The sequence below is a fragment of the Blastococcus sp. SYSU DS1021 genome, assembly GCF_054050995.1.
In genome coordinates this window covers 20,050-35,727 of sequence record NZ_JBJHAL010000035.1, presented here as the reverse complement: position 1 = coordinate 35,727, position 15,678 = coordinate 20,050, and the positions used below count along the sequence as shown (strand labels likewise).

The window sequence follows — 15,678 nt, the reverse complement described above, 5'->3', positions numbered from 1 at the left end:
CGGCCCCCGTGCAGGGGCCCGCCGCGAGCCTGCGCGCGGTGGGGGCGAGGGGGTCCTTCCTCAGTCGTCGATCGACACCGTCGAGAAGTCCTCGGCCGTCAGCGGGCTGGGCTCGAGGCCCTGGACGTCGTCGGCGACGACGAGCGCCGGGGGCGAGTGCGAGATCGGCACCGCCGGCAGGAACTCCTTGATCAGCCGGTTGGCCTCCTGGTACAGCTCCGTCCGGTTCGCCGGGTCGGGCTCGGAGTCGGCCTCGGCCAGCGCGGCGAAGATCTCCGGAGCGCTGAACGCGCCGAACTCCGCGGACGCCTGGTTGTTCTGGTCCTCGGCGAAGAAGGTGCCGATGAAGTTGTAGGCGTCGTTGTAGTCACCGGTCCAGCCGAGCAGGTGGACGTCGGCCTGGCCGGTCTGCACCGCCTGCAGGTAGTCCGGGTTCCACTGGAGGGCGGTGGGCTGCACCTGGAAGCCGACCTCCTGCAGGTCCTCGCTGATGACCTGGAACATCGCCGCCGGGTCCGGCAGGTACGGCCGGCTGACGTCGGTCGGGTAGTAGAACCGCAGCGTCGTGCCGACGGCGCCGGCCTCCTCGAGCAGCTGGCGCGCCCGCTCGGGGTCGTACTCGTAGGTCGGCACGTCCTCGGCCCAGCCGTCGACCGTCGGCGGCATGAAGTTCGTGGCCACCTCGGCGCCCTCGGGGAGCAGCGAGTTCACGATCGTCTGGCGGTCGATGGCGTGGGCCAGCGCCTGGCGGACCCGGATGTCCTGCAGGGCCGGGTTCGCCTGGGTGCCCTCGACGTTCCCGTGGTTGATGCCGAGGTACAGGATGTTGAACGGATCGCGCACCAGCACCTGGAAGCCGGCGTCCTCGAGGCGCTGGTAGTCCGCCGGGGCCACGAAGTCGTAGCCGTCGATCGCACCGGACTCCAGCTCCTGCCGGCGGGTGTTACCCTCCGGGATGGTGCGGAAGATGATCCGGTCGAGCAGGGCCGGCTCGCCCCAGTAGTCCTCGTTGCGGACGATGGTGACCTCACCGTTGCCGCGGTCCCAGTTCTCGAACCGGAAGGGGCCGGTGCCGGTCGGGTGCTCGAGGGCGTACTCGGTGTAGCTGATCGCGTCCTCGCTGCCGGACAGGTTGTCGGCGTCGTACTCCTGCAGGGCCGTCGGGCTCTGGATGGAGAAGGCGGGCAGCGAGAGCGCGGCGGGGATCTTGCTGGTCACCTGGTTGAACGAGATGACGGCGGTGTTCTCGTCGACCGCCTCGCAGCCCTCGTAGATGCCGGGGTTGTCGCTGTCGGCGAAGCCGCCGAACACCGCCTGGTAGTAGTACGTGGCGCTCGGGCTCTGGGCCAGGCCCTCGAAGTTGTGCCAGCGGTCGAAGTTGAAGCACACCGCCTCGGCGTTGAAGTCCGTCCCGTCGTGGAACTGGACGTCCTCGCGCAGGTTGAAGGTGTACTCGAGGCCGTCCTCGCTGACCTCCCAGTCCTCGGCGAGCGCCGGCACGAGCTCGGTCGTGCCGGGCTCGTTGGTGAGCAGCCCCTCGTGGATCTGGCGGGCGATGCGGAAGGTCTCGCCGTCGCTGGCGAAGGCGGGGTCGAACATCGCCGGGTCGCCGGCGGCCCCGAAGACGAGCGTGCCGCCGGACTGCTCCTCGCCGCTGCCCTCGCCTCCACCGCCCTCCCGGTCGCTGGACGCGCAGGCCGACAACGTGACTGCCGTGAGGGCTGCCGCTGACGCGGCGAGCGCACGGGTGGAGCGACGGGACATCGCGGAAGACCTGCCTTCTCGGCCCTCTCGGGCCGGACGAGCTCCGGACGGGGCAGCCGAGGACGTGCAGGACGTCCACCAGGCGGAGCCCGACCCTAGGACGCCGGGGTCCGTGGCGGCGCGGCTCGGACGCCCATCGACACCATCTCGTGACTTTTCCCGCCGTTCACCCGCCGGTCCCCCGCCGGCTGCCCGCCCGTCGCCCGGCCCAGGCGCCGGCCTCAGGCGTCGATGCGGCGGCGTCCCTCGAAGGCCCGGCCGAGGGTCACCTCGTCGGCGTACTCGAGGTCACCGCCCACCGGCAGGCCGCTGGCCAGCCGCGACACGGCGAGCCCCATCGGGCCGACCAGCCGCGCCAGGTAGGCCGCGGTCGCCTCGCCCTCGAGGTTCGGGTCGGTGGCGATGATCAGCTCCGTGACCGCGCCGTCCATCAGCCGCGTCATGAGCTCCTTGACCCGCAGGTCGTCCGGGCCGACGCCGTCGATCGGGCTGATCGCCCCGCCGAGCACGTGGTACCGGCCGCGGAACTCGCGGGTGCGCTCGATCGCGACGACGTCCTTGGGCTCCTCGACCACGCACAGGACGTCGTCGGACCGGCGCGGGTCGCGGCAGATGCGGCACTGCTCCGCCTCGGCGACGTTGTAGCAGGTCACGCAGAAGCGGACGGACTCCTGCACCCGGGTCAGGGCGGCCACCAGGCGGCTGACGTCGGCCGACTCGGACGACAGCAGGTGGAAGGCGATGCGCTGGGCGCTCTTGGGCCCGACGCCGGGCAGGCGACCGAGCTCGTCGATCAGGTCCTGGACGGCACCCTCGTACACGGTGCTCCTCTGCTGCGAAGTGGATCGGGCGGGCGCGCCCGATCAGAGGCCGGGCAGCCCCATGCCGCCGCCCAGGCCGCCGGCCAGCGGCCCCATGCGGCTGGCGGTCAGCTCGTCGGCGGCGCGCTTGGCGTCGCGGACGGCCGCGACGACGAGGTCCTGCAGGGTCTCCAGGTCGTCGGGGTCGACGGCGTCCGGCGCGATGGTGACCGCGGTGAGGTCGCCGTCGCCGGTCATCGTCGCCGAGACCAGGCCGCCGCCGGCGGTGCCGGTGACCTCGGTGGCCGCCAGCTCCTGCTGGGCGGCGGCGAGCTGCTGCTGCATCTGCTGCGCCTGCTTCATGAGCTGCGACAGGTCGGGCTGCTGGCCTCCGGGGAACATGCCATGAGAGTAGGCCGCGCCTGCGACAGGGGACGGCGCGCCGCCCGTGCCGCCTGCGTCGAGGAGCTGGTCGACCCCCTGCCGGAACCCGTCGCGAGCCTGCGAGGCGGGGCAGGGGGGCCTTCCTCAGCTGTCGACCGGTCGGGCGCCCAGCTGGGCGCGGAGCAGCTGCAGGGCCGCCTGCTCCTGGTCGACGACGGGCTCGGGCTCGCGGTCGCCGCCGGCGGAGCTCTCCGCCGCCCGCTCGGCCATGAGCTCCCGCGCCTCGGCCACCTCCGCCGCCCGTGCCGCCTCGCGGGCCGCCGCCGGCGCCACGGGGGGCCCGCCGGCGGCGGGGCCGGCGCCCTCCACGACGACGTCCACCCGCCAGCGGACGCCGAGCAGCTCGTTGAGCGCGTCGCGCACCACGTCCTTGTTCAGGTCGTCGCCGAGCCGCCGGGCCAGGGCCGGCGAGGCGGTCGAGAGCGTGAGGACGCCGTTGGCGAGCTGGTGCACCTGGGCGCTCTGCAGCAGCGCCTCGGTGGTGCGCTTGTGCTTCTTCACCACGGCGCGCAGCTCCGGCCACACCCGGCGGACGTCGGTGGTGGTCAGCTCCCCGTCGCCGGCCGGCTCCTCGGGGTTGGCCGACACGACCGGCGTCGGCTCCCCGCCCCGGGGGGCGGGCGCGGACTCGGCGGCGGCCCGCGGCGGGGACGCCGGCGGACGCGGCTGCTCCACCCGGGCGGCCGCGGCCCGGACGGCGCCGGGCTGGGCCGGGTGCGGCCAGTCCTCGTCGTCGGTGGGCTCCGGCGGCAGCGGGATGTCCGGTTCCTCCGCCGTCACCCGCGGGCGACGGGCGGGGTCCCCGCCGGCCGGAGGTGCGGACGGCGGGGGCGTGGACGGCGGAGCCGCGGACGGCGCGGTGCGGGGACGGCTACCCGGCTGGGCGGTCTCCGGCCAGTCGTCGGCAGCCGCCGGACGGGCGCCCCCACCCGGTCGCGCGGTCTCGGGCCAGCCGTCCGCGGCCGGTGCGGCAGGGGTCGGCCGGGCGGCCGCTGCCGGAGCGGCCGGCTGCGCAGCCGGTGCCGGAGCGGCCGGCTGCGCAGCCGGCGCGGGAGCGGTCGGCTGCGCGGCCGGCGCGGGAGCGGCCGGCGCGGGCCGCTGCTCGGCAGCGGGCGGCGCCGCCCGGACCTCCGGCCGCGCCGGGGCGGCCGGCTCGGCCGGCGCCTGCGACCTGCGGACGAACTCCCGTCGCGGGCCGGACGGGGCGGCCCGGTCCGGCTCGGGGGCCGGTGCCGCCTCGACCGGCGCGCCCTCGCGGGAGCCGGTCTCCTCCCTCGGCCGCCCGGCGTGCTCGCCGGCGATGGACATCCGGCGCTCGAGCCGCTCCAGGCGCTGCAGCGTCGCGGCGGCCGATCCGTCGGTGGCCGGGAGCAGCATCCGCGCGCAGACCAGTTCCAGCAGCAGCCGCGGCGCCGTCGTCCCCCGCATCTCGGTGAGACCCTCGTGGACGGTGTCGGCCATCCGCGACAGCGTCGCCGAGCCCAGCGCCTGGGCCTGCTGGTTCATCAGGTCGAGCCGGTCGGGCGGGCAGTCGAGCAGCCCGTTGCCCCCGGCCTCGGGCACGGCGTCGAGCACGATCAGGTCGCGCAGCCGGTCGAGCAGGTCGGTGGCGAAGCGGCGGGGGTCGTGCCCGGCCTCGACCACCCGGTCGACGGCCCGGAAGACCCCCGGGGCGTCGTGCGCGGCGAGCGCGTCGATGGTCTCGTCGAGCAGCGCGTCGTCGGTGACGCCGAGCAGCCCGACCGCGCCCTTGTAGGTGACGCCCTCGGGCCCGGCCCCGGCCAGCAGCTGGTCGAGGATCGACAGCGAGTCACGGACCGAGCCGCCGCCGGCCCGCACCACCAGCGGGAAGACGGTGGGTTCGACGGTGACGCCCTCGGCCTGGCAGGTCTTCTCCAGCAGGGTGCGCAGCGTCGTCGGCGGCACCAGCCGGAACGGGTAGTGGTGGGTGCGCGACCGGATGGTCGGCAGCACCTTCTCCGGCTCCGTCGTCGCGAAGACGAAGACCAGGAACTCCGGCGGCTCCTCGACCACCTTGAGCAGGGCGTTGAAGCCCTGCGTGGTCACCATGTGCGCCTCGTCGACGATGTACACCTTGTAGCGGCTGCTCACCGGCGCGAAGAACGCCCGCTCGCGCAGGTCGCGGGCGTCGTCGACGCCACCGTGGCTGGCCGCGTCGATCTCGATGACGTCCAGCGAGCCCGGCCCGTCGGGCGCCAGCGCCACGCACGAGGCGCACACGCCGCACGGCGTGGACGTCGGCCCCTGCTCGCAGTTGAGCGAGCGGGCCAGGATCCGCGCCGACGACGTCTTGCCGCACCCGCGCGGGCCGCTGAACAGGTACGCGTGGTTGATCCGGCCGCCGTCGACCGCGTTCACCAGGGGCGCGGTGACGTGCTCCTGCCCGACCACCTCGGCGAAGGTCGCCGGGCGGTACTTGCGGTAGAGCGCCAGAGCCACGGGGCGAGGTTACGTGCCGGCCCCGACACGGCGGCGCACGCCGGTGGCCACGGCCGTGGACCGGTCGCGGGACGCGGAGGGCTCCCGACCGGGACATGGGCAGCGGCTGCGCGCACCAGGGGGCGGGCACCTGGCCGCGGTGCGGTCCGGGGGCCGCCGGCGGCACAGCGAAGGACCCCCCGCGCACCCGCCAGAGCCTGCTTATCCTTGCTGCCTTCCGGCCCTGGGGAGGTTCACAGGATGACGCCACGCGAGGGGTCGTCCACCACTGTAGAGGACCGGTCGCCGGCCACCGCCGCGCGCCCCGAACGCGACAGGCCCCGGTGCGGACACCGGGGCCTGTTCCTGCTGCGGAGGATGGGAGATTCGAACTCCCGAGGGGTTGCCCCCAACCCGCTTTCCAAGCGAGCGCCATAGGCCACTAGGCGAATCCTCCAGGTACGGCGTCGATGGTACCGGGCGCCGTCGGGCGGCTCGCCGGGACACCGCGGGGAGGCCCCCGGGGGCGGCGTGCGGCATCCTCACCGGAGAGCGGTTGACCGGGTGGTCGGCGGGGAAGGGCCCGCACCTGCGGGCTGCACAGGAGGAGGGCGCGGGACATGGGCGAGCACGACGAGATCCGGCCGGACGTCGTCGAGACGATCGTCGGTGTGCTCAAGGGCGGCGACGCCGCGGCGCTGCCGGCCGGCGCCACCGCGGCGGAGAAGACGGCGGCGAAGGACCGCTACCTGTCGGAGTTCGCCGCCGAGCGGAGCAAGCGCGACCGCCAGGCACAGGCGTGGGAGCTGCTGCTCACCCGCAGCTACGACGAGCCGCCCACCTGGCAGCGCATCTTCGACGACCTCGACGCCGACGTGCACACGGAGCTGGGCGAGCTGTACGACGTCCTGCCCGTGGGCGCGCAGGAGGAGTACGCACGCCGGTACGGCGTGCCCTCCACGGTCTGACCGGGCGCGCCCCGCCACCGATGACCCCACCCGGCACCGCGCCCGGCCGCCTCGTCGCCGGGCGCTACCGCCTGGAGGCGCAGATCGGCGGCGGCGCGATGGGCACCGTGTGGCTGGCCCGCGATGAACTGCTGGGCCGGCAGGTCGCGGTCAAGCAGGTGGTCTTCCCCCTGGGCGCCGGCGAGCGGCAGATCGACGACCAGCGCCAGCGGGCTCTGCGCGAGGGGCGGATCGCCGCACGGTTGACCCATCCGCACGCCATCTCCGTCTACGACGTCGTCCTCGAGGACGGCGTGCCGTGGCTGGTGATGGAGTACCTGCCCTCGCGCAGCCTGGCCGCGGTCCTCATCGAGGAGGGGGTGCTGCGCGAGGACCAGGTGGCGCAGATCGGCGCCCAGGTCGCCGACGCCCTGGCCGCCACCCACGCGGCCGGCATCGTGCACCGGGACGTGAAGCCCGCCAACGTGCTCATCGGCCGGGGGGACCGCGTCGCCGGGCTGGTCAAGATCACCGATTTCGGCATCTCGCACGCCCGCGACGACGTCATGCTCACCCGAACGGGGCAGATCACCGGGACGCCCGCCTTCCTGGCGCCCGAGGTGGCCCAGGGCAAGGAGATGACCGAGGCCAGCGACGTCTTCTCCCTCGGCGCCACGCTCTACACCTGCCTGGAGGGCGTGCCGCCGTTCGGCATGGAGGAGAACGCGCTCGCCATGCTGCACCGGGTCGCCGGTGGCCAGGTCCGCCCCCCGCGCCGCGCCGGTGCGCTGACCGCGCCGCTGCAGCGGATGCTCGCCGCCGATCCGGCCGACCGCCCGACCATGACCGAGGTGCGCGACGAGCTGGCCGCGCTTGCCGGCGGGCGCGACGGCGACCCGACCACGGTGCTGCGCGCACCGACCGATCTGCGCCCGTCCTCCGGCCCGGCCGGGACGGCGGTCTTCCCGGCGGGGGCGTTCGGCACGGCGGCGTTCGGCACGGCGGCCGCGGACGCCGCTGCGCGCACACCCACACCCGTCCCCGCGGCCGCACGCACACCCGCCCCACCCCCGTCCACCGACCGACCGGGCGCCACGGCTGCACCGCCCCGGCGCCGCCGGCGGGGGGCGTGGCTGGCCGCCGGCCTCCTCGCCGCGGTGCTGTTCGGTGGCCTCGGGGTGTGGCTCGCCACGGCGGGCGACGAGGACCCGGCCGGCTCGGCGAGCGGCGCGGCGACGTCCTCACCGGCACCGGCGACCACCAGCGAGCAGCCGTCGCCGACGGCCACGACCGAGCCGACGCAGCCGACGCAGCCCTCCCCACCCCCCGACGAGGACGACGAGGACGACGAGGACGACGAGGACGACGACGAGGACCGGCCCCGGGACGATCCGCTGTCCGAGCGGAACGTCCGCGACTTCGTGCGGGAGTACCACCGGTTGGTCATCACCGATCCGGCGGCCGCCTGGGAGCGGACCGGCCCCACGCTGCGGAACAGCATCAGCTACCAGGGCTACCAGGACTTCTGGGACGATTTCCGCGACGTGCGGGTGAGGGACGTCGAGGTGCAGGAGGACGGGACCACCGCGATCGCCGACTTCGAGTTCCGCTACCCGGACGGCGAACGCGTCCGGGAGCGCCACCGGCTCACCTTCGCCGTCGGCGACGACGGCCGGCTGGTGCTCGACTCCGACGTCCCGCTCTGACCCCCCTCGGGGTCGGCCCGGCCCGCCCCGGCCCCGGCGGGGGTCAGGTCCGCTCGCTCACCGCGCCCTTCTTGATCCAGATCCGGCGCTGGGCCCGCTTGGCGACCGTCGAGTCGTGCGTGACGATCACCACGGTCAGCCCGCGCTCCCGCCAGTGGTGCTCGATCAGCTCCATGATCTCGTCCCGGGTCTGCTCGTCGAGGTTGCCCGTGGGCTCGTCCGCGAGCAGCACCCGCGGCTCCTTCGCCAACGCCCGGGCGAGCGCGACCCGCTGCTGCTGGCCGCCGGAGAGCTCCGAGGGCAGGTGGCCGGCGCGGTCGTCCAGCCCGACGTCGGCCAGCGCCCTGGCCGCCCGCTCGGCCCGCTCCTGGGCGGGCACGCCGAGCGGAACGAGACCGGTCTCGACGTTCTGCTGCGCGGTGAGCGTCGGCACCAGGTTGAAGCCCTGGAAGACGAACCCGATGGTGCGTGCGCGCAGCGCGGTGAGCCCGCCCTCGTCCAGGGCCGAGAGCTCCTGCCCGTCGAGGGTGATCGACCCGGACGTCGGCCGGTCCAGCGCCCCCAGCAGCTGCAGGAGGGTGGACTTGCCCCCGCCCGTCGGCCCCTGGACGGCGACCATCTCACCGGCGCCGATCGCGAGATCGACGTCGCGCAGGGCGTCGACGGTGCCGTTCTTCGTGGTGTAGCGCTTCGCGGTCTGGCTCAGGACGTACATCGGGACCTCCGGGTCCGGCGGAGTGGGAAGGAGCAGGGTCGGGGCAGCGGGCTCAGGCGACACTGCGCAACGCCTCCGCCGGGCGCATGCGCGAGGCACGCCAGCCACCGACCGCGCCCGCCAGCAGCCCACCGAGGACGGCGATCGCCACGGCCAGGAGCACGGTGGTCACCGTGACCGGGGCGGAGAGAGTCACCGCGACCGCCGAGGCGGCGTCCGCCGCCTCGCGCCCAGGACCGCCGAAGCCGCCCGGGCGGCCACCCGCGCCGGCACCGGCACCGGCACCGGCACCGGAGGAGGCCACCGTGGCCGAGAGCTCCGGCGCGACCAGGTTGATCACCAAGACCGCGCCGAGGCCGAGCGCCAGACCGACGGCGCCGCCGAGCAGTCCCTGGGCGAGCGACTCCCCCATCACCTGGCCGACGACGCGGCGGCTGCGCCAGCCCAGCGCCTTGAGCGTGCCGAACTCACGGACCCGTCGGCTCACGCCGGAGAGCGTGAAGAGGACCGCGAGCACGAAGGCCGCGAGCAGGACCAGGGCGGCCAGCCAGGTGCCGAGCGTGCGAGCGAGCTCCGAGGCGCTGGACAGCGAGCCGGACACCTCGCCGGCCAGGTCGTCGGCGGTGCTGACGATGGCGTCGGGGAGGGTGGTCTCGATCGCGGTCTGCACCTCGTCGATCACGTCGGCGGACGCGGCCTGCACGTACAGGGTCGACAGCTGACCGCTCTGCTCGGCGAGCGTCTGCAGAGTGTCCAGGGGCACGAAGACGTCGGCCGCCGTGGTGGCCGACGCCGAGGCGGAGGAGACGATGCCCACCACGGTGAAGTCGGTCCCCCCGAGGGTGACCGTCCCGTCGACGGCGACGTCGTTCTCCGCCGCGTAGGTGGCGTCCACGAGGGCGACCTGGGCACCGGCGTCGGACTCGGTGAGCGCGCGGCCCTCGTCCAGCGTCGTGGAGCTCAGCGGGCCGACGGCCTCGGCGGTGAGGTCGACGCCCTCGATGTCGATGCTCGTGACGCTGAAGGAACCACCGCTGCCCGGGCCGGTCGCCGAGCCGTCGTCCGCACTGCCGGGGGCGGGCATCTGCCCGCTGCCGAAGTCGGGGATCTCCCCCGTGAAGCTGGTGCTGGTCATGCTCAGCGTCCCCGCGACGGCGCTCACCCCGTCGATGCCGGCCACGCTCTCGACCGCGGCGGCGTCCATCGTGGCGCCGGAGGTCCGCAGTTGGTCCTGGTCGAACGAGCGGCGACCGCCGGCGGCCTCCGTGCCCTCCTGGTCGAACTGGAAGGTGGGCGGACCACCCGCCGTCCCGCCGCCTCCGGCGGCTGCGTCGGGGCGCTGGGGCGGCGTGCTCACGGTGATGTCGGTGCCGACGCCGTAGACGGACTCCAGGACCTCGTCCTGCGCGTCGCCCACACCTGCGGTCACCGAGGTGACGGTGATGACCAGCGCGATCGCCAGGCCGAGCCCGAGCGCGACGAGCAGGGACTGCCGGCGGCGCTGGCGCAGCTCGCGCCGCAGGTAGGTGAAGAACATTCGTCGCTCCGCGGTGTCGAAAGGTTGCATGCCGCAATGGCGGCTTCGACAGAGTGGAGGCGGAACGATTAGGAGCCCTGTGGCCCGGCTGCCAGTTCCCTGGGAGCGGTGGGAGGTGGCTCACACAGCACGACGGCGGCGCCCAGCGGGGCGCCGCCGTCGTCAGCTGGCGGTGGCGGTGGGATTTGAACCCACGGAGGCTTGCACCTCACACGCTTTCGAGGCGTGCTCCTTCGGCCGCTCGGACACGCCACCGCCGAAGAGACTACAGGCCCCGCTGACGGCGGAAGAAGGCACGTAGCAGCGCGCCGCACTCCTGCGCCCGCACGCCGCCGGTGACCTCGGGCCGGTGGTTGAGCCGCCGGTCCCGGACGACGTCCCAGAGCGACCCCGCGGCGCCCGCCTTCGGGTCCTCCGCGCCGTAGACGACCCGGTCGACCCGCGACAGCACGCTGGCCCCTGCGCACATCGTGCACGGCTCCAGCGTGACCACCAGGGTGCAACCCGACAGCCGCCAGCCGTCGCCGTGCACCCGCGCCGCGGCGCGCAGGGCCAGCACCTCCGCGTGCGCGGTGGGGTCGCCGAGCTTCTCCCGCTCGTTCGCCGCCTCGGCGAGCACCGCCCCGTCCGGCCCGAGGACGACGGCGCCGATCGGCGTGTCCCCCCAGCTCTCGGCAGCGGCCGCCAGCTCCAGCGCCCGGCCCATCGCGGCGTCGAAGGGTTCCGGCCCGGTCACGGACGCTCCGCGGGAGGATCCGCGAAGCTCGTGCCCTGCCCACAGGGGTGGGCAGGGCACAAGCTTCGCGGGAACACCTGTGGCCGTGGCCGGATCGCCGTCACGCCTCCTCCAGCGGGAAGCCCACGAGCCGCGACAGCTCGGCCAGCGCGGCGTCGGGGTCGACCACCTTGATGGTCGAGAAGCCCAGGGCCCGGGCCGGCTTGAGGTTGATGCCCAGATCGTCCAGGTAGGCGCAGTCGGTGGCCTCGATGCGGCGCCCCACCGCCTCCGACAGCCGGTCGAGCGCCCGCCGGTAGATCTCCGGCTCGGGCTTGCGCAAGCCCTCGACCGAGGACTCCACGATCGCGTCGAACAGCCCGAGCAGGTCGCCCAGCCGACCGGTGCGCTCCATCGGCGCGACGTTGTTCGACAGCAGCGCCAGCGGCAGCCCCGCCGCGCGCAGCCGGCGCACCGCGGTGACCATCGCCGGGCGGAGCTCCCCCTGCAGCGCCGCGAGCACCCGCGCCGCCTCGATCCGGTGGCCGAGTGCCGCGGCCTCGGCCTCGAAGGCGGCGCAGAACCCGGCGACGTCCAGCTCGTTGCGCTCGAACCGCGCCCAGGCGTTGGTGTCGGGGTCGGTCGAGTTGAGCTGCCGGATCAGCCCCTCGGGCAGGCCCGCCTCCCGCTCGTAGGCGGCGAAGGCGACCATCGGGCTCTCGGTGAGCACCCCACCCAGGTCGAAGACGACCGCGGACACCGTCACGACCGCACCGCCGCGGCCAGCTCGTCGGCGAACCCCAACCGGGTGGCGATCCGCTCCACCATCTCGTCGGCCCACAGGTCGTCGGCGGTCACGATCGGTCGCAGCTCCTCGGCGGGCAGCCCGTCGTCGGCGAACAGGTCCAGGTCGCCGCCGGGCCAGCCGGTCTCGTCGTCGTCGAAGGCGCCGTCGGTGTCGACGCCGATGCCGTAGCGCTCCACCACCTCGGCGGCGAGCACCCACTCCAGCATCGTGGCGTCGGAGATCAGCGCCCGCACCATGCCGCCGGGGCCGTGCCGCAGCGCGACGAAGTACAGCCGGGAGTCGACGACCAGCACGAACGGCGGCGGCCACCCCCCGGTGCCCGGCTCGCCGAGCGCGCGCTCCAGCACCGGCAGCTCGTCACCGGCGTCGGCCGCGAGCAGCTCCACCTCCCACCGGGAGGCGACGCGGGATACCCGGACCGCGTAGCTCGGCGGTCCCGCCACGGCGCCCTCGCTCATCGCTTCCGCAGCACGGTCAGGCCGTCGGCGAGCGGCAGCAGCGCCGTCTCCCACCGGGGGTCGGCGGCCAGCGCGGCGTTGAGCTCGGCGAGCGCGTGGTCGGACTCGTCCTGCGGGTCCAGCACCCGCCCATCGCGCAGCGTGTTGTCCAGGAGCACCACCCCGTTGCGCGTCATCCTCGGGTGCAGCTCCTCGACGTAGGCGGCGTAGCCGGTCTTGTCGGCATCGACGAACGCCAGGTCGAAGGTCTCCGCGGCCGGCAGCGCGCGCAGCGTCGCCAGGGCATCGCCGAGGCGCAGCTCGATCCGGTCCGCGACCCCGGCCCGCGCCCAGTGCCGCCGCGCCACCGCCGTCCACTCCTCGCTGCGGTCCAGGCACAGCAGGGAGCCGTCCGCCGGCAGCCCCTGGGCGATGCAGAGCGCGGAGAACCCGGTGAAGGTGCCGATCTCGATCGCCGTCCGGACGCCTAGCGCAGCGGTGAGCAGCCGCATGAGCACGCCCTGCTCGGGGGCGATCTGCATGGTGGCCGGGGCCTCGCCGCGCTCGGCCATCTCCGCGGTCTCCCGGATCAGGCCGGCCATCACCTCGTCCACCGGGTCGGAGGAGGCGCGCACGTAGTCCGCCAGCTCGGGGGTGAGCAGGAACGACCGGGGCGTCATGGCGTGCAGGGACGACGGAGCGGGTGGGTCGGCGTCATAGCCTCTGATCATGGCCGATACCGCCCGCCCCGGGGCCACCCCCGTCGGCGGGGCACCGTCGTTCCCGGTCCCGACCATGCCCGCTCCCCCGGTCGGCGTCGTCGGCCTGGGCCAGCTGGGCGGCTCGCTGGCCGCCGCGCTCGTCGCCGCCGGCCGACCCGTGTCCGGCTGGGACGTCGACCCCGCCGCGCGGGACGCCGCCGCCGCGCGTGGCGTCCGCATCACGCGGGAGCTCTCCGGCGTGGTCGTCCTCGCCGTGCCGCTGCCGGCGATGGCGAGCGCGCTGGACGGGCTGGCGGTCGACCCCGACGCCACGGTGACCGACCTCGGCTCGGTGAAGGTACCGGTGCTCGACGCACTGGGACCCGCCCTGGGCCGGCGCTTCGTGGGCGGGCACCCGATGTGCGGCACGGAGCGGTCGGGGCACGGGGCCACCGACCCGGAGCTGTTCGCCGGGGCCCGCTGGGCGCTCTGCCTGGAGCCGGGCACCGAGCTGCCGCGGTGGCTGCGGGTGGCCGAGGTGGCGCTCGCGGTCGGCGCGGAGGTCGTGCCGGTCACCGCCGCCGAGCACGACGACGCCGTGGCCGCGATCAGCCACGTCCCGCACCTGCTCGCCGCGGCCCTCGCCACCGCGGCGGCCGGCGCCGGTCCCCTCGCCCTGGCCCTCGCCGCCGGCAGCTTCCGCGACGGCACCCGGGTGATCGGCAGCGACCCGGGCTTCGTGACGGCGATGGTCGAGGGCAACGCCGGGCCCACGGCAGCGGCGCTGCAGCGCGTCCGGGAGCAGCTGTCCCGCCCCTGGCCCGAGCTGGTGGCCGCGGGGCACGCCGTCGCCACCCGGACGAGCGGCCGGCGCACGGTGCGCGTGCCGCTGGACCGGGCCGCGCTGCTCGCCCTCGGCCGCGCGGGCGGGGCGGTGCACCGCCGGCTGGCCGCCTTCGTGGAGGGCTGGGTGCCCGGCGAGGGCTGACCGCGCACGGGGACACGGGTGCCACGGTTTCGCGACCGCGTCCCCGGGCACGGATCCGGGCATGGACGAGCAGGACATCTTGAAGCGCATCCACGCCCTGGTGGACGAGGAGCACGCGCTGCGCGAGAGCAGCGAGCACACCGACGACACCCGGGCCCGCATGAGCAAGCTCGAGGCCGACCTCGACCAGTGCTGGGACCTGCTGCGGCAGCGCCGCGCCAAGCGGCAGTACGACGAGGACCCCGACGAGGCCCAGCCCCGCCCGGAGCCGCAGGTCGAGAGCTACCTCCAGTAAGAGGACCTCGTCCTCCTCACCGCTCGCAGGCTCGCGGTGAGCCTCTGGACGAGGCCACGGGGTGACCGGTCGAGCAGGCGGCTCCCGTCCCTAAGCGGAGCGGCGGGCCGGTTCCCCGTGCTCGGTGCCCAGCAGCGCCAGCTGCCAGAGCAGCCGGGACCGGGGGTCGGTCACCTTGCGGCCGGTCACCGACTCGATGCGCCGCAGCCGGTGCATGACCGTGTTCCGGTGGCAGTAGAGGGCGTCCGCAGCCCGCGTGGGTGACCCGTCGGTGGCGAGGAAGGCCGCCAGCGTGTCCAGCAGCACGGCGCGCTCGTCCTCGGGCAGCTCCAGCAGCCCGCCGAGGGACTGGCCCACGAGCCGCGACCTGATCTCGGGCGAGTTGCTCAGCAGCGCCTCGGGCAGCCGGTCGTCGATGCTGACCACACGGCTCGACCCGGCCGGCAGGGTCCGCACGGCCGTCTCGGCCAGGCGGTAGGCCGCCCCGACCGCCGCCGCCCCCTCCACCACGTCGGACACCCCGACGGGGCCGTGCGCGGTCCCCCGCAGCAGGGCGAGCAGGTCACCGGGGCGGGTGGTGCCCAGCGCGACGAGCCCCACCTGCGCGTCGCCGCGCAGGCCCCAGACCGAGCGCACCCCACGCTTGAGCAGCGTGTCGCCGGGAGAGCGCAGCGCCGGCTCGCCGTCGGGCCCCGGCAGCGCCACGACCGCCATGAGCCGCCCGTCCAGCGGCACGGTCAGCATCTCGGCGGCGCCACGCACGAACGCCGGGTCGCTGCCGCGGCCGTCCAGCAGCCCGTCGAGCGCCTGCTGGCGGGCCGACTCGTCCACACCCTCCAGGCGCCGCTGCTCCTCGCGGTAGCCCTCGGCCAGCGCGCCGCACTCGGCGTCGTTGGTGCGCCACACCGACCCGGCGACCTCGAGCAGGAGGGTGTCGTGCTGCCCGCTCCCGTCACGGGAGGCCGCCAGCAGCGCCTCCCACGTCACCTGCCCGCCGAGGCGGTAGGCCCGGAGCACCGCCTCCAGGGGGATCCCCTGGGCGGCCCGCCGGCGCCCCACGGCCCGGGCCGACGCCAGGTGCGGGGTGCCGGTGCCCGACGCCGCGGCCATCAGCGACCGCAGCCCGCCCTCCAGGTTCGACCGCGTCGAGGAGCGCAGGTCCTGCTCGGACTCCGCCACCAGCTCGCGGTAGGCGGGCTCGGTGCGGACCAGCACGTCGACCATCCGGTCGGTCATCGCGTCCAGCTGCTCCATCAGCCGCGGCGTCAGCTCGGCGAGCCTCGTCGCCACCTCGGGGCGAAAGGGCTGCACGCGCTCACCTCCTCCGGACGCACCGCTGACAGCACAACACGACAGGCCCGCGGATGTGCGCTGCGCCCATT

15 protein-coding genes, 2 tRNA genes and 1 other RNA gene are annotated in these 15,678 nt (G+C 75.1%); 4 read left to right on the top strand and 14 right to left on the bottom strand.

Going from position 1 to position 15,678, the window contains the following annotated elements; translation table 11 throughout:
- Positions 1-60 precede the first annotated feature (60 nt).
- The 6 genes from ACI8AP_RS19830 to ACI8AP_RS19805 all read right to left on the bottom strand — a co-directional run bounded on the left by ACI8AP_RS19830 (position 61) and on the right by ACI8AP_RS19805 (position 5,904).
- The gene (locus ACI8AP_RS19830; RefSeq protein WP_456591088.1) at positions 61-1,764 is read right to left on the bottom strand and encodes an ABC transporter substrate-binding protein; all 1,704 of its coding nucleotides are present in this window, start codon (positions 1,762-1,764) and stop codon (positions 61-63) included.
- A gap of 221 nt (positions 1,765-1,985) precedes the next feature.
- Positions 1,986-2,585, bottom strand: a complete 600-nt coding sequence (gene recR / locus ACI8AP_RS19825; protein ID WP_456568695.1) for a recombination mediator RecR — start codon at positions 2,583-2,585, stop codon at positions 1,986-1,988.
- A 42-nt stretch (positions 2,586-2,627) separates the two neighbouring features.
- Positions 2,628-2,966: a YbaB/EbfC family nucleoid-associated protein gene (locus tag ACI8AP_RS19820; RefSeq protein ID WP_456591087.1), complete on the bottom strand. Its 339-nt coding sequence runs from the start codon at positions 2,964-2,966 to the stop codon at positions 2,628-2,630.
- Between the two features lie 126 nt (positions 2,967-3,092).
- Positions 3,093-5,468 carry a DNA polymerase III subunit gamma and tau gene (locus tag ACI8AP_RS19815; protein ID WP_456591086.1) on the bottom strand — a complete coding sequence of 792 codons (2,376 nt, stop codon included), beginning with the start codon at positions 5,466-5,468 and terminating at the stop codon, positions 3,093-3,095.
- A 167-nt stretch (positions 5,469-5,635) separates the two neighbouring features.
- An RNA gene (ffs, locus tag ACI8AP_RS19810) (signal recognition particle sRNA small type) lies at positions 5,636-5,731 on the bottom strand.
- An 88-nt stretch (positions 5,732-5,819) separates the two neighbouring features.
- Positions 5,820-5,904: transfer RNA gene (locus tag ACI8AP_RS19805), tRNA-Ser, on the bottom strand.
- A 163-nt stretch (positions 5,905-6,067) separates the two neighbouring features.
- Between ACI8AP_RS19805 and ACI8AP_RS19800 the strand changes: the two genes are divergently transcribed.
- Together ACI8AP_RS19800 and ACI8AP_RS19795 are read left to right on the top strand one after the other, a co-directional pair.
- Complete coding sequence (locus tag ACI8AP_RS19800; RefSeq protein ID WP_456591085.1) at positions 6,068-6,415, top strand: hypothetical protein; 348 nt, start codon at positions 6,068-6,070, stop codon at positions 6,413-6,415.
- 20 nt (positions 6,416-6,435) lie between these two features.
- Complete coding sequence (locus tag ACI8AP_RS19795; RefSeq protein WP_456591084.1) at positions 6,436-8,100, top strand: serine/threonine-protein kinase; 1,665 nt, start codon at positions 6,436-6,438, stop codon at positions 8,098-8,100.
- Between the two features lie 43 nt (positions 8,101-8,143).
- Here ACI8AP_RS19795 and ACI8AP_RS19790 read toward each other — a convergent pair whose 3' ends face one another.
- From ACI8AP_RS19790 to ACI8AP_RS19760, 7 genes are all read right to left on the bottom strand, one after another.
- Positions 8,144-8,815 (bottom strand): ABC transporter ATP-binding protein, encoded by a 672-nt coding sequence (locus tag ACI8AP_RS19790; RefSeq protein ID WP_456591083.1) that lies wholly within the window; start codon positions 8,813-8,815, stop codon positions 8,144-8,146.
- Between the two features lie 52 nt (positions 8,816-8,867).
- Positions 8,868-10,382, bottom strand: a complete 1,515-nt coding sequence (locus tag ACI8AP_RS19785) for an ABC transporter permease (RefSeq protein WP_456591082.1) — start codon at positions 10,380-10,382, stop codon at positions 8,868-8,870.
- A gap of 137 nt (positions 10,383-10,519) precedes the next feature.
- Positions 10,520-10,607 (bottom strand) — tRNA-Ser (locus ACI8AP_RS19780).
- A gap of 10 nt (positions 10,608-10,617) precedes the next feature.
- The gene (locus tag ACI8AP_RS19775; protein ID WP_456591081.1) at positions 10,618-11,088 is read right to left on the bottom strand and encodes a nucleoside deaminase; all 471 of its coding nucleotides are present in this window, start codon (positions 11,086-11,088) and stop codon (positions 10,618-10,620) included.
- A gap of 100 nt (positions 11,089-11,188) precedes the next feature.
- On the bottom strand, positions 11,189-11,833 hold the full coding sequence (locus tag ACI8AP_RS19770; protein ID WP_456591080.1) for an HAD-IA family hydrolase: 645 nt from the start codon (positions 11,831-11,833) through the stop codon (positions 11,189-11,191).
- The gene (locus ACI8AP_RS19765) at positions 11,830-12,318 is read right to left on the bottom strand and encodes a tRNA adenosine deaminase-associated protein (RefSeq protein ID WP_456591079.1); all 489 of its coding nucleotides are present in this window, start codon (positions 12,316-12,318) and stop codon (positions 11,830-11,832) included. Before ACI8AP_RS19765 ends, ACI8AP_RS19770 begins: the two co-directional genes overlap by 4 nt.
- A gap of 11 nt (positions 12,319-12,329) precedes the next feature.
- Entirely contained in the window at positions 12,330-13,043 is a 714-nt protein-coding gene (locus tag ACI8AP_RS19760; protein ID WP_456591078.1) for an O-methyltransferase, read from the bottom strand.
- Between ACI8AP_RS19760 and ACI8AP_RS19755 the strand changes: the two genes are divergently transcribed.
- Both ACI8AP_RS19755 and ACI8AP_RS19750 read left to right on the top strand, forming a co-directional pair.
- Positions 13,042-14,001 carry a prephenate dehydrogenase gene (locus ACI8AP_RS19755; protein ID WP_456591077.1) on the top strand — a complete coding sequence of 320 codons (960 nt, stop codon included), beginning with the start codon at positions 13,042-13,044 and terminating at the stop codon, positions 13,999-14,001. The genes ACI8AP_RS19760 and ACI8AP_RS19755 overlap by 2 nt on opposite strands.
- A 61-nt stretch (positions 14,002-14,062) precedes the next feature.
- Positions 14,063-14,296 carry a DUF2630 family protein gene (locus ACI8AP_RS19750; RefSeq protein WP_456591076.1) on the top strand — a complete coding sequence of 78 codons (234 nt, stop codon included), beginning with the start codon at positions 14,063-14,065 and terminating at the stop codon, positions 14,294-14,296.
- Between the two features lie 90 nt (positions 14,297-14,386).
- Here ACI8AP_RS19750 and ACI8AP_RS19745 read toward each other — a convergent pair whose 3' ends face one another.
- Positions 14,387-15,607 carry a PucR family transcriptional regulator gene (locus ACI8AP_RS19745; RefSeq protein ID WP_456591075.1) on the bottom strand — a complete coding sequence of 407 codons (1,221 nt, stop codon included), beginning with the start codon at positions 15,605-15,607 and terminating at the stop codon, positions 14,387-14,389.
- Positions 15,608-15,678: the final 71 nt, after the last annotated feature.

What these genes read in the sequence shown, in the direction of transcription:
- ACI8AP_RS19750 (WP_456591076.1), top strand. Translation starts at nt 14,063, where the DNA reads ATGGACGAGCAGGACATCTTGAAGCGCATCCACGCCCTGGTGGACGAG.
- ACI8AP_RS19790 (WP_456591083.1), bottom strand. Translation starts at nt 8,815, where the DNA reads ATGTACGTCCTGAGCCAGACCGCGAAGCGCTACACCACGAAGAACGGC.
- ACI8AP_RS19820 (WP_456591087.1), bottom strand. Translation starts at nt 2,966, where the DNA reads ATGTTCCCCGGAGGCCAGCAGCCCGACCTGTCGCAGCTCATGAAGCAG.
- ACI8AP_RS19800 (WP_456591085.1), top strand. Translation starts at nt 6,068, where the DNA reads ATGGGCGAGCACGACGAGATCCGGCCGGACGTCGTCGAGACGATCGTC.
- ACI8AP_RS19760 (WP_456591078.1), bottom strand. Translation starts at nt 13,043, where the DNA reads ATGATCAGAGGCTATGACGCCGACCCACCCGCTCCGTCGTCCCTGCAC.
- ACI8AP_RS19755 (WP_456591077.1), top strand. Translation starts at nt 13,042, where the DNA reads ATGGCCGATACCGCCCGCCCCGGGGCCACCCCCGTCGGCGGGGCACCG.
- ACI8AP_RS19830 (WP_456591088.1), bottom strand. Translation starts at nt 1,764, where the DNA reads ATGTCCCGTCGCTCCACCCGTGCGCTCGCCGCGTCAGCGGCAGCCCTC.
- ACI8AP_RS19795 (WP_456591084.1), top strand. Translation starts at nt 6,436, where the DNA reads ATGACCCCACCCGGCACCGCGCCCGGCCGCCTCGTCGCCGGGCGCTAC.
- ACI8AP_RS19785 (WP_456591082.1), bottom strand. Translation starts at nt 10,382, where the DNA reads ATGCAACCTTTCGACACCGCGGAGCGACGAATGTTCTTCACCTACCTG.